Origin of the sequence: Alteromonas sp. AO-Serp (genome assembly GCF_017849675.1) — a bacterium.
GTDB classification, from domain to species: Bacteria; Pseudomonadota; Gammaproteobacteria; order Enterobacterales; family Alteromonadaceae; genus Alteromonas; species Alteromonas macleodii.
On record NZ_JAFLMX010000030.1, the window covers coordinates 1 to 16,012 of the forward strand.

Here is a 16,012-nt window from a genome sequence, read left to right on the forward strand (position 1 = left end):
ACATAGGCGATCGACTTCAGGGTTTAGTGAACACAAGCCGTTTGACAGTACTTCTGGCAACATTGGAATTACTTGGTCAGGGAAATAGACCGAGATACCGCGCTGCTGCGCTTCATCATCAAGAGCTGAGCCTGTTCTTACATAGTGACTTACATCGGCAATAGCTACCCATAGCTGCCAGCCACCATCGTCGAGCGGTTCACAATATACCGCGTCATCGAAGTCGCGGGCGTCTTCACCGTCAATGGTAACAAGCGGAAGCTGGCGCAAGTCTATGCGACCTTCTTTGGCTTCATCGGGCACCTGATCGGTTAGCTTTTCCACTTGTTTGGTTACGCCATTTGGCCACTGGTGCGGAATATCAAACGTGCGAAGTGCCATTTCTATTTCCATACCTGGCGCCATATGTTCACCAAGTACTTCAACAATTTTGCCCACCGGACTCATTTTACGGCGTGGACGCTGGGTAAGCTCTACCACAACCACCTGCCCCATTCGCGCACCGTGTGTGCTCTCTGGTGGAATAACAATTTCGTGCTGCAACCGGCTGTCATCTGGCACAACCATGCCAAAACCTTGTTCAACAAAGTAGCGGCCAACAATTGGCTCGCTGCGCGGCTCAATGACTTGCGTAACAAACGCTTCTTTTCTTCCACGGCGATCGGTACCACTAATGCGCGCTTCTACCACATCGTCGTGAAGGAACAGGTTCATTTGCCCAGCACTGATAAATAAATCACCGCTTTTATCTTCAGGACGCAAAAAGCCGTAGCCATCACGGTGACCAATAATTCTGCCTTTAATGAGTTCATCACGGTTTTGGAGAATGTATTTTTTCTGCTTGGTAAATTGCACCTGACCTTCGCGCTCCATGGCACGTAGTCGGCGCTGAATTCCAATTCGCGCTTCTTCGTCGAAGGCGTTCACCAAGTTACAGATATCAAGAAACGACAACGGCTTGTCGTGCTCTTTTAATAAACTCATTAAATATTCGCGGCTGGCTACCGGATTTTCGTACTTCTCTTTCTCGCGCTGATAATGCGGATCATCACTCATGTATTTTAAATTTACCTTTCGTATTTTGTTCAACGTGTTTTCGTTTGTGGCTTAGTTCTTCAAAGCTCTGTAGAAAACATAAGTATGATTGTTTAGACACACAAACCATTTTTGGTTCATGTGGTTATTTGCTGCACAGTATAACAGTATTTGCAGTAAAACATTGACTGTTATTATGGATTCTCAGCCTGACATCTCTATGTCACAAACACTCAGTATAAAAATGGGTTTTCGTTTTTGTTGCATGAGCGTTCAACAAAACAATGACATCACCGGATACCTTACAAACCTTATAAAGAGCAGGCATATGGATAGAAGATCGTTTATAAAGCTGTCGTCACTCGCAGGCGCGAGCGTAGCAGTGTCTACAGGGCTAGCAGGCTGTACTGTTAGCCCTTCAGCAAACAGCCAACCGCAAACCAACGCTACCTTTACCCATGGTGTGGCGAGTGGAGACCCATTAAAAGACGCCGTGATTATTTGGACGCGCGCCGTGCCCACTGCAAATTTGGGCTCAAGTACGGGCTCAAAGTCAGGTTTAGCCAAGGCCGATATTTTATGGGAAATGGCAAGCGATGCTGATTTTGCCAATGTGATAAGTAGCGGTATTGTTGAAGCCAAAGCAATCCATGATTTTACCGTAAAAGTCGATGTAGCAGGACTTAGTCCAGCTCGTCGTTATTTTTACCGCTTCAAAAGCGCTAATAATACAAGTCCTGTGGGAGAAACCCGTACGCTACCTGAAGTCGAAGTGTCTAATGTCACGTTCGGCATATTTTCTTGTTCCAACTACCCCGCTGGCTTTTTCACGCCTTATATGGAAGCAGCGAAAGACGACAACATCGACTATGTATTGCACCTTGGTGACTACATTTATGAGTACGATGGTGAAGGTTACGCAACTGAGCACGCCAAGGAAATTGGCAGAACCTATGCGCCAGATAACGACACCGAGCTTTATACTCTCACTGACTATCGCAATCGCTATGCGCTATACCGCACAGACAGTGGCTTATTGTCGCTACATCAAAATAAGCCTTTTATAGTTGTGTGGGATGACCATGAAATTACTAATGACACCTATAAAGATGGTGCCGAAAATCACCAAGAGGATGAAGGTGATTTTTATGAACGTCGTGCAGCGGCCGTACAAGCTTATTATGAATGGCTACCTATACGCCCGCCGTTTGGCACCGAGCGCTTAGAAATTTATCGTCAGTTTACTTTTGGTAAACTTCTTGACTTATACATGCTCGACACCCGCGTTCTTGCCCGCGACAAACAGCTTGAATACGCCAACTATCGCGATGCTGAAACTAAAGCGTTTGACCAAGCACGCTTTATGAAAGACATCAGCAACCCGAACCGCGGTTTACTCGGTGAAACCCAACGCAACTGGCTACATTCGTCTATGCGGCAAAGCCAGGCTAAATGGCAGGTGTTAGGGCAACAGTTATTAATAGGCCGTATGCTTTTCCCTGTATCGATTTTTAATGGCGTTGAACGCAAAGCAATACCTGATCATGTACATAGGCTCGCGAATATCAAACGCAAACAAAAGCAAGGTGGTGCACTTAGTGAGCAAGAGCTTGCGCTTATCAATACCGTAATGCCTTACAACTTAGACGCATGGGATGGCTACCCTGTTGAGCGGGAACAGGTGCTGATGCAGCTTAAGTCCATCGGCAAGCCAGTTATTGCCCTTGCAGGTGATACACATAATGCTTGGCACAACAAATTAACTCTTAAAGATGGTACAGAGGTAGGGGTTGAACTTGCCACACCAGGCGTGACGTCACCCGGTATGGAACATTACCTAAGCATGGGGGATGAAAAAGCTAAAACCCTTGCAGACGACCTACCGCTTCTTATAGAAGATTTGCAGTACTGTAACCTCCACCAGCGCGGGTTCATGACTTTAACCGTTAGCCAAGATAGCGCAAAAGCAACGTGGCACTATGTAGATGCGATTTTGACCAAAGCAGGCAAAGTGGTTAATACGCATAGCTATGAGATTAAGGCATAGCGTTCTACAAGTTTTTAAGCGTGTATAGGCTTGAGCCTATGCACGTTATTTATAAAGTTAAAGGCTACAAACGCTACCTTACAAGTCTGACAACGAGCTTAGTGCTTTCCACAAATAGTTTGTTTTTAATCTGCGTTGGGCCATTGCTGAGCATCATGAAGAACACGTAGTATTTCGATGCAATTTGTAGTGATGTTTTCTCGATATATAACGATAAACGGCAGGCCATTAATTACAAGTTCACGCGTATTCTTCAATCGGCCATGACGGCCTGCTCTAGGATGTTCTGATAGGACTAGGTGCGAACTATCAATAATGTTCATGACAACGTCAATAGCTACAGAGGGGCTATTTTCTTGAGCAATATGAGCTTCAATTTTCTCTAAATCGGTACCTGCAAGATCAGTCCATTTGAGCTGCACGCTTAGCCTCCCACTTAGTTTTGACATCAGTATGGTCGGTCAAACGTCCCTCATCAGCGGCTTTCACTCCTTTTTCCACCTCTTGGATAAACCACTCTTCGCGAGCAACATACTGCTTGATGGCTTCGGCCATCAGCCACGCCCTAGGTCTATCCATCGCCTTAGCCATTTCGCCTACACGTGCAAGTGTTTCGTCATCTAATCTTACTGAGGTAGCTTTTAAAGGCATGTAGATTCTCCGAGGTTCTTTGAGAATCTTTATTGTAGCTGCACTAGCATTAAATGTCTTCTTTTACTTTTCATCACCAAAGACAGAGTGCAAGACGTTATAGTTAAATCGCACCGAATAAAATCAGAGTCTCTGATACTCCTTCTTGTGACCCATACAATTTAAGTTACGTCCTACTCCCATCAAGATAGGGGCATATTGACGGGAATAGGTACTCTCTTATTCTTTACTTCTAAAACTCATAATAAACACGCACACCAGCAATGCGTGGCATCCCGCGTACGAAGGTAGGAATACCTAAACCGCCGCCTGTATTACCTGCATCAATTAAGAACTCTTTATCAAACAGGTTGTTCACGTAAAACTCGTAGGCAAACTTGCTGTTGTCTTGAAGCAGCTTCACCGATACATCAGTCAGTGAGTAAGTATCTTGAGAAAGACCAGGGTAATTGCTGCTTTCAAAAAACACTTCTGACTGGAAACTGGTAAGCCAGTTAACATCAATGTCAAAACTGTCCATATTGAATACTTTGTTGATGTTTATCGCGCCGCTAACTTCTGGCGCTAAGCGGAACTTATTGCCACCGTATTGGAACTCAGATCCATCAGCAGTATTGTCTGCAAATTCAGCATCAAGGAAACCAAGGCTTGCTGTTAGCGTCAGCGTCTCGCTGTAGTTATAGGTCGTCATGCCTTCAATACCCGACATGGTCGAGTCGCCTACCGTTACAGTAATAGACTGTAAGGTTTCTGCGTCGGTAAAGCTTTGCTGATAATCGCTGTATTCGTAGGTGAATATGGCACCTGAGAACAGGAAGTTCGAGCTTTGGTATTTAATACCTAAATCGTAACTGTCTACTATTTCAGGTTTAGTCACATTAACACCACCCGCGTTAGCATCCACAACTGGTGAACGTCGTCCCCTGGCGTAGTTCGCGTATACGTTCCAGTTGTTATTAACATCATAGCTTACGGCAAATCGCGGCAGGGTATCGTCAAAGTCGCGCTCGGCATCGAACGTAAATGCACCATCTGCAGTAGTATAAGTATTACGGGTATAACGTGTTTCGTCGATATAGCGAATGCCAGCAGTAATGTTGATGTCGTCGGTTACAAAATACGACACCTCAGCAACATAAGACGCTATATCAAGTTCAGCTTCAAATATAAACGGCCCTTGTATCAGAATAGGCGGCAATGCAGGGTTAGAAATAGGAGAGCCATCTTCATTAAACAGTTGCGACACTAACATCGCACGCAGTGTTTCTATTTCTTCTAACGATGCGTCAGTAGCGATATTCTGATTTAGCGGAATGTTTGAGGTGGCCTCAAGCTGTGCTTTAACCGCATCGAAGGTACCACGTACAAATGGGTCGACCATCACATAGTAGGGCAAAATAGAATCGTCTTGGGTGATCGACGCACCAACAAATGCGGCCAATTTATCACCAGAATCATATACTAAGCGCATTGATGCGCCCTGAAGCGTGGCGTCGTTATCGAAATAAGCATCTTGAATACGCAAGGCTGAACCGTCGGCGTCAAATCCCTCGCTTACTTCTACATCTTTATAGTATGCGTCGGCGTGTAGGCTAAGCATTTGGTTGAAATCGTAGTTTACGGTTAAATCATAAGCTTGAAGCGTTCGTTCAATGCCTAGTTCACTGCCTAAACTAAATTCGGCATCAGTAAAAGGGCTAGTATCTCCGCCATTGGGGGCGATAGAGCCTGATTTGAAGGCAATGCCCGGCTGGTCGTTATACTCCATGGCTGCGCGCGCAATGATTTCAAGCTGATCGTAATTCGCTCGCCATGTTGCACGTAGTGCTTGTACTGAAACACCCTGAAGATCTTCGCTGTTGCACGGCACTTCTTCACCAAGATGGTTGTACATATTTGCATTTCCGTAATAGGAGTCAGCGCTACAGGCATTGTTTTCTACAATGCCGTCCATTTCGCGATAAAGACCTGCTATACGAAAACTGTGGTTGTCGTTAATAGGCTGGTTATACATGAATTCAAGTTCTTGCCCTTGCTCTGAGTTATAGCCAACCTGTACCTTGCCTTCTTGTTCGAAGGTGGGAAGATTAGAATGAATACTTACCGCACCATTGGCTGCCGCCACACCAAACAAGGTTGGCTGGGGGCCTTTTAAAACCTCCACGCGCGCAATATCAAAAAGCGCGACGCTGGCTACCGTCTTTTTACTGATATCAAAGCCATCTTGATATACAGAGATGCGAGGCGTTGCCGACACCGAAGATACGTCGTCAGTCACGCCTCGAATATTAAAGGACGGTAAGCTTACAGCCTGCTCTTGAATTTGAACGTTAGGTAAAATACGAGAAAGCTCATCAAGTTCCATGATATTGGTGCGCTCTAAGAACTCGCTACCTATTACATCCATAGTAACAGGCACATCCATAACGGACTGCTCACGCATTTGTGCGGTTACCGTAATCTCTTCTATATAGTTATGTTCGTTTTCTGTGTCGGGCGCTACTTCTTGTGCAATTGCGGCGCTTGATAGCGCAAATGCAATTGTTGTGGCAAGCAGAGAGCGTGGATAAACCGTTCGTGGGTACAGAGGACGCATCAAATCATTCCTTTTGTGTGCTTATTGGGTGTTTTATGTATTTTTTAAACATTTCGCCGACAGATTGGCGACATTGCCTAGTGTTTAGAAATATCAAAGCCCAAAAATGTAGAACGCTTTTGAGACGGTTCGATGAACTATCCGTGACATGTCGGAGGCAATTTTATGACAAGTATTCTGTGCCCCGTTATAAAACCAAACAGAACTCAATTCTGTACAACAAAGTAGTGCAACCTCTATGCACAAAAGAACAATGTCAGTACAATATTTAAGTAGGATAGAAAGAACTTTTAAATAAAAAGCGAAACGGAGACTGCAATGAAAAAACTAATGATGGCTACTGCTATTGGCGCCGCTACCTTATTAAGCGCATGTAGTGCAGAGCACGGCACCACTCAGTGTACTACTGCGCCGGAAGCTGAATGGCAAAACCAAGATGCGTTTCAGGCTCAGCTGTTAGCGCAAGGCTACAAAATCAACGAATTTAAAGTGACAGGCGGTAACTGCTACGAAATCTACGGCTTCGATAAAGAAGAGAACAAAGTAGAGATTTACTTTAACCCTGTTGATGGCAGCATTGTTAAAAAAGAAATGCACTAAATTCTGTTTAGCAAACGGTTCATCGAACGCTTGCTTTAAAACTTGATAAAAACGCTGCAAACTATTGCAGCGTTTTTGTTTTACCCTGAGAAAGTCACGTAATGCACAAAGCTAAAGACACGGGTTCAGATATTTATGTTTGGGATTGGGTAGTGCGCGTATGCCACTGGGGCATTGTTGCAAGTTTTATCACCAACTACTTTATTGTAGAGCCAGGCCGGCTTTTTCATGAAATCGCGGGCTATGTGGGCGTAGCGCTTATATCTATACGCGTTGCTTGGGGCTTACGTTCAGCTAATCCCAACAAGAAGGGCTCCGCAGATTACGCTAGCTTCTCCACTATTTCGCTAAGCAAGCAGGCCTTTAGAGAACATCTTCAGCACTTAAAGCATAAACAAATCCCACGTACTCATGGCCACAATCCTTTTGGCTGGCTTATGGTGATGGCAGTTATTGCCCTTTTGCTTGGGTTAGGTATTACCGGTTTTATGATGGAAGAAATAGACGCACTGTTTGGAAATAGCACGCTGGAATGGATACACAGTATTATGGCTGATGTATTGTACGGCTGTGTGTTGGTGCATATTGCTTCCGTGTTTGCTGTACAACGTATGGGTAATATTCAGTTAGTTCGCCCTATGCTTACTGGCTGGCGTAAGCGTTAAGCCTACGTAAAGACATAGATGTGCTACGGACATAAATACACTTTTGCCGAAGCTGGCTTGTTGTGTTTGCCAGCCTTTCTGCCCTTAAGATTTTAGTTGCCTGCAGGTGTTCGTTATCACCTCGCCACTTGTGGCTTTTAACTATCCAAAGGCCGCTTTGCCTCTCGCACGGCTTTCGGGTGCATTAATTTTTCTAAGCGAGCGAGGTAAGACGCAATTTGCTGATGCTGCTTTTTATCGTTGGTCACCGAGTTATAAAGCCAGTGGTATGCGTCTTCATAATCGTAAGGACTGCCATAACCGTCCAAAAACAACTCAACCAAGTGAATTTGCGCTTTTAGGTTTTTAAGCGCAGCGGCTTCTCGTAAATACACCACGGCGCGAGATTTATCCTGCTGTACGAGTGTGCCTTTTGCGTAATAACGCCCAAGCTGCTCAAGTGCTGCAGGCAAACCTTGATTCGCAGCATCTTCCATATAGCCAATACCACGGGCAGGTTCAGCATCTACACAAACACCCCATGCCAGCATATCCCCCCATAAAAATTGGTAGGCCGGCACTTTAAGCACGTTCGCACGCGCTTCAATGTCTTGTACTAATTGGCATCGGTCAGCCACAACCTTATCTAAATGCGTATTGGCATTAATCATGTCGATTAAGGCGTCTTGGCTGTAAAGCTGAACTGCGCGAAGCTCTTCGATGGTTTCCCCTTCAAGAGCATGAGCGGAAAAGCCAGTGACAGAAGCGCACATAAGTAAGGCTGTGGTTAGAATACGTTTCATAGCAAAAGAGTATGTGTTGATTGCAGTGTCTTAGTTAAGGTATCGACTAATTATAGATTATCTTAACTAAGACATGCCTATCTTTACGAAATGAGGCGCCAGCGTGCTAAGGAAGTGGCAGTTTTTCAAAACCTTAACATCGTTACTAGCACGCCACTTTACTTTTCTATCTGGCGGTTAATGGCTACTTTTTCGTGGGCACATGGCCGATTGAATATGGCGAGCGTGGTCAGCAAGGTCAATACCTAGGTCAGTAAGGTAACCGCCGTCAGGCAAAGTGATTAGGCCTTTGGAGTACAGCCTGGATGCTGCGTTCACCATGCTTTGGCTTGCATCGTGATGAATTTTCAGACCTTGAAGCAGACTGTCTGTTGGAAACTTCAGTAACAAATTTAATTCGTCTAGCATGTCCTGATCGAATGAACTCATGTAACCACCTTAGGCAAAAGGGTTATTAGGGGTTTAGCACGGTGCCAGTTGATAGCTCTATCCCATCGAACTTTGGAAAAGAATTTTACACCCAAACACTTAATGTAACAGTGCTTAAACTGAAAACCTATACCAAAGCGCGTATATCGAAGTGCAAACACCAACGCGCTATTCGCCCTAGATTTATTAATATTGTTAACGCTTTCTTATATCACACCCAAATGCCACCTCTGTAAAGCGTAATTTATCTGTAAAACGTTTAATCGTGTAAACACGGCGCTTACTGATCGGACTTTGGCGCTAAATAGTATATTCTTGCCATAAATTGAGTTTGTGGATACACCTGCACTGATGAAGTACAAAGATTTACGCGACTTTATTCGCCAGCTAGAAGCTAAAGGTGAATTGGTACGCATTACCCAGCCCATTGATACCGACCTTGAAATGACAGAAATTGCCGACAGGACGTTGCGTGCTGGCGGCCCTGCGCTGTTATTTGAAAACCCTAAAAATCACGACATGCCCGTATTAGCTAACTTGTTTGGTACGCCAGAGCGCGTAGCTATGGGCATGGGTCAAGAGTCTGTTGAAGCACTTCGCGAAGTAGGTAAGCTACTGGCATACTTAAAAGAGCCAGAGCCCCCAAAAGGGCTGAAAGATCTTTGGGAGAAGCTGCCAGTATTTAAGCAGGTGCTTAATATGCCAGCCAAAGTCCTTAAAAAAGCCCCTTGTCAGGAAGTGGTGCTTACCGGTGACGACGTAGATTTATCTAAAATTCCGGTACAGCGCTGTTGGCCGGGAGACGCTGCGCCTTTGGTAACGTGGGGGTTAAGTGTTACTAAAGGGCCGCATAAGAAGCGTCAGAATCTGGGCATTTACCGTCAGCAGGTTATTGGCAAAAATAAACTTATTATGCGCTGGCTGTCACACCGTGGTGGCGCACTTGATTTCCGTGAGTGGTGTCAAACGCATCCGGGCGAACCTTACCCTGTATCTGTGGCATTGGGCGCAGACCCCGCTACCATTTTAGGCGCGGTTACTCCTGTTCCAGACACCCTTTCTGAATATGCTTTTGCAGGCTTACTTCGCGGCGATAAAACCGAAGTGGTTAAGTCTATTAGTAACGACTTACAAGTACCTGCCAGTGCCGAGATTGTGCTTGAAGGCTATATCGCACAAGATGAAACAGCACCTGAAGGTCCATACGGCGATCACACCGGGTATTACAATGAAGTCGATGACTTCCCAGTGTTTACGGTAACGCATATTACCCACCGTAAAGATCCTATCTATCATTCAACCTATACAGGCCGTCCACCCGATGAGCCAGCTATTTTAGGTGTTGCGCTAAACGAAGTGTTTGTGCCTATTTTGCAAAAGCAGTTCCCTGAAATTGTCGACTTCTACTTACCGCCTGAAGGATGCTCTTATCGTATGGCAGTGGTGACGATGAAGAAACAGTATCCTGGGCATGCGAAACGGGTGATGATGGGTGTATGGTCGTTCTTGCGCCAGTTCATGTACACCAAATTTGTGATAGTGTGCGATGACGACGTCAACGCGCGTGACTGGAACGATGTTATTTGGGCCATCACTACCCGTATGGACCCAGCCCGCGACACGGTAATGATAGAAAATACGCCTATCGACTACTTGGATTTTGCGTCCCCCGTTTCAGGGCTAGGTTCTAAAATGGGAATGGACGCCACCAATAAAATGCCGGGCGAGACCGACCGAGAATGGGGCGTACCTATTGTGATGGACGAAGACGTTAAAAAACGCGTTGATGATATTTGGGACAGTCTTGGTATTATGTAGCGGCTATTTTTAACGCTATTTATTTTGTATTGAAGCATGCGCTTTTCTTAAGCGCATGAAAAGGCGACACGCTAAGCAAGAAGGTTAGAAGAGAATACATGTCAGAAATTAAGTGTAAGGTTGCAAGCATCACGCCTTTAACCGAAGTGGTTCAAAAAGTTGAATTAACGCCAGAAAGCCCTGTTGAGTTTAAAGCGGGTCAGTACGCCATGGTGGTAATGGGCGAAAAAGATATGCGTCCATTTTCTATTGCCAATGCCGCATTTGATAATAGCCGCATTGAATTACACATTGGCGCAGAGCCTGGCAACAGCTACGCTGGTGAAGTGCTAGAGCGCATGCGTGCGGATGGCGAAATTACCGTAAACGTAGGTAATGGCAATGCCTTTTTGCAAAGTAATGGCATGCCTATGGTGCTTATTGCTGGTGGTACTGGCTTCTCATATACCTACTCTATTCTGCAAGAGCATCTTAACAGCGGTGATAAGACACCACTTACCCTTTATTGGGGTGGAAAACACGCGGCTGATTTGTATTTAGCTGACAAGCTAACTGAGCTCGCTGAAACTAACGATCACTTCACTTTTGTGCCGGTTGTAGAGTTTGCATGTGACGAATGGAAAGGCAGAACGGGCTGGGTACACCATGCGGTAATGGCAGACCACGCTGACTTTGCCAATATTCAGGTTTACGTTGCAGGTCGTTTTGAAATGGCCAAAGTTGTACGCGATGATTTTACACAACGCGGCTTAAAAGTTGAGAACCTGTTTGGCGACGCGTTTGCGTTTATTTAAGCGTGCAAGGTAAGTAGTAGCAAAAGATGCTCATGTCGTGAGCATTAAATCTACCTCTAGCCCGTCATGTTGACCATACAAAACTATATATGGTCAACATGGCATTTCACACACTAACCCTATCTTCTTACATAAATTAAATCTGATAAGCGCCGTCTATTTTCATTTCTAAAAAACTGCTAACATCAACACTCAACCAACAAATCAAATAGTAAAACAAAAGGAATTGGAAGCATTGGTAGAGTAACCAGTTTGATTTCGGCACTCCGCGCTGCTTGGACATGCGTCAGCCTACTATTATGTCTTTCAGAAAAATATATGAAGTACAACAAACAACTGCTAATAACAGGCTTAGCGGCCGCTATTGCCGGATGTGGCGGTGGTAGCTCTTCACAACCTCCTACTAACGACAATGGAAGTACACCGCCTACTTCAAACTATGAGCATGTAGTTAGTGCAAGTTACTTTAGTTCATGCGGTGAGATAATACCTCAAACTGAAGCTATGGTTGTTCGCCATGACAACAGCGGTGCAGTAGCTGCTGTCTATGAAGCTGATGATGACGGAAATATCGCTATCGATTACTCCGGTGTAGCAACGTATACGATGCTAAGTGTAGGTTATTGGGGAGAAACTGCCTATCCTCGCGTTCATACCTACGTAGACATTACCGCCGATAAAATCAAAAACACACGCATTATCGCTGAAGGCTTCGCCAATGAAGACTCGTGCGAATGTAACAACGTAACATTCGATATTAGTCAAGTTCCTGTTGCCTCGCCTATGGCCAGCGTCGTTGTCTCTACCACAACATCGTCTAATATTTTCGATGTCAATGACACAGACTGGTTGGCTGAAGCTAATGTTTGTCGACCCATTGGCGGAGAGTGGCCAGACATTGCTCTCACGCTAACCAGTGCACAGGAATACCCTGCTGAAACCTATTACACTGCTGTTCTTAGTGATTACAGTTTCGATGAAACATATGTAGTAAGTAATGCAGAGCTTGTCAGAAAAGTACCTTTTTCGCTGCTCAATAATAACGTCAACAGTGACTCAAGTCTGCGCGTTTCACTACGCGGCCGAAAAGATGGCTGGATGCATTATGCTGATAATGTGCAGGTTTGGGATGTTGCAGAACTTTCACCTTCAGTTCCTATCTTTGACACCCCTGAAACGTATATCGATGCTTACAATTTCGAGTTCGACAGCTTCAGCTCCGAAGGCACAGATGTTCAAGTATCCATTTATACGGGCGCTCAGGTAACACTTCCATCCACCCACACTGAATCATTAGACTTAGCATTGATGTCTTACGACTTATTTTCCCAACAAGTTTTAACATTCTTTAATGATGAAAGTTATGACCTGTCTTCAGTGGGAGCGGACTCTGTAACCGTTACCTTGTCTGGGAATGATTCTTCTGGTGATCGTCTCTATTACTTCCAACTAACCACACCAAGTCAGGGTTCTCTTGCTATTTTAGATAACTTAGACATAGAGGGTGTCGACTTTCCCCTATCGGCAAACTTTAACTTCGATGAAGAGCCAGCGTCGGGTTATATAGGATTGGAAGCTTATGATGTGCAAAGCACGAATGATTATCTTGAGTCGCTTAAAAATGATGATGTTACCGCCTACGGTATGGTTTACTTCGACTTTTAAATAGGCTTAGATCTTTTAAATTGTAAATGTATATCGGCACGGAGTGTTACGTGCCGATATATTGTATTCCTCTTAAATAAAGTTAATTACATCGATATTCATTGTCCATTTTCGACGCATTCAGTATGGTCTTTGCAGAACATGGAGAAAATAATGAATAAATCACAGCCCTGTTATCTTACGAACCTAGTATTAAGAAAAATTGCCCCCGCAATTGCACTAACACTATCTACTACAGCCTTTGCTGATACCGAGCAGCAGCAAGCACTTTATGATATTGCCAAAAATGTTTCCGCTGAAAACATTGAAAAAGACATTACCAAGTTGGTGAACTTTGGTACACGCCATACTCTCTCTGAAACCGAGTCTGATACCCGCGGTATAGGCGCTGCGCGTCGCTGGATTAAATCTGAATTTGATAAAATTTCAGCCGAGTGTGGTGGCTGCTTAGAAGTGTACTACCAGTCGGAAGTCATTAGCGGAGAAAAACGTATTCCCGACCCAGTAGAAGTGGTTAGCGTTATTGCGATACAACGAGGTACCACCGATCCAGACCGTTACGTCATCATGTCAGGCGACATCGATTCACGGGTGTCTGATGTAATGGACTTCACCTCTGACTCACCAGGGGCAAACGACAACGCCTCTGGTGTTGCCGGCACCCTTGAAGCTGCGCGAGTACTATCCAAATACAAGTTTAACGGCAGTATAGTGTATGCTGCTTTATCTGGCGAAGAGCAAGGACTTTTCGGCGGGCGTATTATGGCAAACCAAGCTAAGAAAGACGGCTGGCGAATTAAAGCCGTGCTCAATAATGACATGATAGGCAATATCGAAGGGGTTAACGGTGTGATTAACAACACCACCGCTCGCTTGTTTGCTGAAGGTACACGCGTAACCGAAACGGATAAAGAAGCACGCATGCGACGTTTCACCGGGGGTGAAGTTGACTCACCAAGCCGTAACCTTGCCCGCTACATCGATAAAATTGCCGATCAGTATGTTGAGAACCTAGACACGATGGTGATTTATCGTTTGGACCGTTTTGGTCGTGGCGGCCATCACCGCCCGTTCAACGACTTGGGCTACCCGGGTATTCGTATTATGGAAACTAACGAAAACTACACCCGCCAGCACCAAGACCTTCGCGTAGAAGACGGTATTGCCTATGGTGACACCTTGGATGGCGTCGACTTTGATTACGCTGCCAAACTTACTGGCCTTAATGCTGTTTCTCTTGCTGCAATGGCGTGGGCACCGAATCCACCTGCAAATGTAGAAATTGCCGGTGCAGTTCAACCTTCAACATTTTTAAAGTGGGATGCACTAGACGCTGAAGAGAACCCTCAACTTAAAGGGTACAAAGTATACTGGCGTCATACTGATGCTCCGCAATGGGAATACAGTAAATATGTGGGTAACGTCACCGAGGCCATGCTTGAGAACGTCGTTATCGACAACTACTTCTTTGGCGTTGCCAGCGTTAACAAGGACGGTGTTGAAAGCGTAGTGGTTTATCCAGGTCCTGCGGGAAGCTTTGGAGAATAAGCGTTTAAATTGAGCACTTAAATTAAGCACATTTGTACGCATACTTATCCAAGTAGGCACCCAATTACGTACCAAGTCACGTTCATGATGTTAAGCTGTTAGTGAAACCGGCTTATCGTCATGAATGACTTTGCTCAACAAAAGCTAGTTTAAACTGAGAAACTACACTCAATATATTGATGTCGTTTACATTTTGTTAATTTAAGCCTGTACGTGTTTATTGGAATTAAGTGACTAACTGCATTACAGTGTAGTAAATGCATGACGGCTGTTCGGAGTTCACCTTTGGTAAGATTAAGCGCGTTCTCGCTCTCTATTTTCACTCAACGCCTTTCTTTATTAAGTATAAGTCTAGCCCTTTGTTGCTTTAGCGTTTCGCAATTACATGCCGCCCCTACTAAGTTGGGTGCAGCTTCCTTCGAGACCTATATCAGCGATGATGGGGAGCCTGCTCGGATTAACGCATTACTTGAAAAGGTGTTTAAAAAAGCAGAGTTGGATATTCAGCTTCAGGTGATGCGACAAGCTTTTCTGGGCAGCTCTGTCTTAACGGGCAAATTAGACGGTGAATTTGCCTACATCAACTTAGGTGAGGACACTAGCAACTATGTACTTTCCGATGTCTACTTACCCATTTACCTTTACGCGGTAAGTAAAGAGGCGGACGTTGAGGCAATAAAGCTTTTTCCTCATTTAAAAGACAACCGGGTCGCTATTGAAAATCGCTTTGCGAATACGCCATCATTCAGACTGCTGAAAGATATAAAGTGGTCACGCAACCCCACTACTTTTGATGCATTTCGCCAACTTGCCGACGATAGAGCGCCTTACTTAATTACCACCCAGCTGCTTGCGCGCGAGCTAAACATACTGCTGGCTAACGATAATGAAGAAACCCTGCACTTTTCAGCAAAACCATTAGCAAAAACCGGATTTCAAATAGCTATCAGCAAAAATGCTGCTAACGCTGAAAGGATTATTGCGCAATTCAACCAGGCTGTGTCGACAATGCAGAATTCGGGGGAATTGAATCAGCCACTTGAGTTAGCTTGGCTCACCAAAGATGTGAATGGCGATGGCGTTGCCGACTTTATCGGGCACAGCAACATAACTACCACGTCAGACTTGTTAAACACCGCCTATTCCCTTGACGGTAAACCTACATCTGAAGCCAGCGCGTTTTATATTGACGGGGATAGATATGCATCGCTTGAGGAAGCGCGTGCTGCGCTTCCCGATAAAGAAAGTTCGTCGCCCCGCGAGTCGCTGTTAGATAAAACCACCTACCAGCTATTACTCCGCCGCTGGTAGATGAATTTTGACTTCGGTGAACTTTAACTTTGAAAGGCATTAAATTAGGTAGAGAAGCACGAAGTCGACTA

Annotated in this window: 14 protein-coding genes; 8 read left to right on the forward strand and 6 right to left on the reverse strand. The window is 45.0% G+C overall.

Going from position 1 to position 16,012, the window contains the following annotated elements:
- Nucleotides 1-1,056 (reverse strand): ribonuclease R family protein (locus tag QVA83_RS02365; RefSeq protein WP_287498099.1); only part of this gene is annotated, 1,056 nt, incomplete at its 3' end.
- A 307-nt stretch (nt 1,057-1,363) separates the two neighbouring features.
- On the opposite strand from QVA83_RS02365, the gene QVA83_RS02370 reads away from it, so the two are divergent.
- Entirely contained in the window at nt 1,364-3,082 is a 1,719-nt protein-coding gene (locus QVA83_RS02370) for an alkaline phosphatase D family protein (RefSeq protein ID WP_287498100.1), read from the forward strand.
- 125 nt (nt 3,083-3,207) lie between these two features.
- Here the strand turns inward: QVA83_RS02370 and QVA83_RS02375 are convergent, their stop codons facing one another.
- From QVA83_RS02375 to QVA83_RS02385, 3 genes are all read right to left on the reverse strand, one after another.
- Nucleotides 3,208-3,504: a type II toxin-antitoxin system RelE/ParE family toxin gene (locus tag QVA83_RS02375; protein WP_014950919.1), complete on the reverse strand. Its 297-nt coding sequence runs from the start codon at nt 3,502-3,504 to the stop codon at nt 3,208-3,210.
- Nucleotides 3,485-3,733 carry a CopG family ribbon-helix-helix protein gene (locus tag QVA83_RS02380; protein ID WP_014950920.1) on the reverse strand — a complete coding sequence of 83 codons (249 nt, stop codon included), beginning with the start codon at nt 3,731-3,733 and terminating at the stop codon, nt 3,485-3,487. Before QVA83_RS02380 ends, QVA83_RS02375 begins: the two co-directional genes overlap by 20 nt.
- Before the next feature lie 232 nt (nt 3,734-3,965).
- On the reverse strand, nt 3,966-6,329 hold the full coding sequence (locus QVA83_RS02385) for a TonB-dependent receptor (RefSeq protein WP_287498101.1): 2,364 nt from the start codon (nt 6,327-6,329) through the stop codon (nt 3,966-3,968).
- A gap of 318 nt (nt 6,330-6,647) precedes the next feature.
- On the opposite strand from QVA83_RS02385, the gene QVA83_RS02390 reads away from it, so the two are divergent.
- Nucleotides 6,648-6,929, forward strand: coding sequence for a PepSY domain-containing protein (locus tag QVA83_RS02390; protein WP_014950922.1), 282 nt, complete (start codon nt 6,648-6,650; stop codon nt 6,927-6,929).
- A gap of 101 nt (nt 6,930-7,030) precedes the next feature.
- Nucleotides 7,031-7,594, forward strand: coding sequence for a cytochrome b/b6 domain-containing protein (locus tag QVA83_RS02395; protein WP_014980447.1), 564 nt, complete (start codon nt 7,031-7,033; stop codon nt 7,592-7,594).
- Nucleotides 7,595-7,731: 137 nt separating this feature from the next.
- Here the strand turns inward: QVA83_RS02395 and QVA83_RS02400 are convergent, their stop codons facing one another.
- Complete coding sequence (locus QVA83_RS02400) at nt 7,732-8,376, reverse strand: tetratricopeptide repeat protein (protein WP_287498102.1); 645 nt, start codon at nt 8,374-8,376, stop codon at nt 7,732-7,734.
- A gap of 177 nt (nt 8,377-8,553) precedes the next feature.
- The gene (locus tag QVA83_RS02405; protein WP_014999717.1) at nt 8,554-8,805 is read right to left on the reverse strand and encodes a TIGR02647 family protein; all 252 of its coding nucleotides are present in this window, start codon (nt 8,803-8,805) and stop codon (nt 8,554-8,556) included.
- Nucleotides 8,806-9,156: 351 nt separating this feature from the next.
- On the opposite strand from QVA83_RS02405, the gene ubiD reads away from it, so the two are divergent.
- The 5 genes from ubiD to QVA83_RS02430 all read left to right on the forward strand — a co-directional run bounded on the left by ubiD (nt 9,157) and on the right by QVA83_RS02430 (nt 15,941).
- Nucleotides 9,157-10,623: a 4-hydroxy-3-polyprenylbenzoate decarboxylase gene (ubiD, locus tag QVA83_RS02410; RefSeq protein ID WP_014950926.1), complete on the forward strand. Its 1,467-nt coding sequence runs from the start codon at nt 9,157-9,159 to the stop codon at nt 10,621-10,623.
- Nucleotides 10,624-10,721: 98 nt separating this feature from the next.
- On the forward strand, nt 10,722-11,417 hold the full coding sequence (gene fre, locus QVA83_RS02415; RefSeq protein WP_069945047.1) for an NAD(P)H-flavin reductase: 696 nt from the start codon (nt 10,722-10,724) through the stop codon (nt 11,415-11,417).
- Between the two features lie 318 nt (nt 11,418-11,735).
- Complete coding sequence (locus QVA83_RS02420) at nt 11,736-13,082, forward strand: hypothetical protein (RefSeq protein ID WP_069945048.1); 1,347 nt, start codon at nt 11,736-11,738, stop codon at nt 13,080-13,082.
- Nucleotides 13,083-13,235: 153 nt separating this feature from the next.
- Nucleotides 13,236-14,630, forward strand: a complete 1,395-nt coding sequence (locus QVA83_RS02425) for a M28 family metallopeptidase (RefSeq protein WP_069945049.1) — start codon at nt 13,236-13,238, stop codon at nt 14,628-14,630.
- Between the two features lie 285 nt (nt 14,631-14,915).
- Nucleotides 14,916-15,941 carry a substrate-binding periplasmic protein gene (locus QVA83_RS02430; protein ID WP_069945050.1) on the forward strand — a complete coding sequence of 342 codons (1,026 nt, stop codon included), beginning with the start codon at nt 14,916-14,918 and terminating at the stop codon, nt 15,939-15,941.
- The last annotated feature ends 71 nt before the right edge of the window (nt 15,942-16,012 follow it).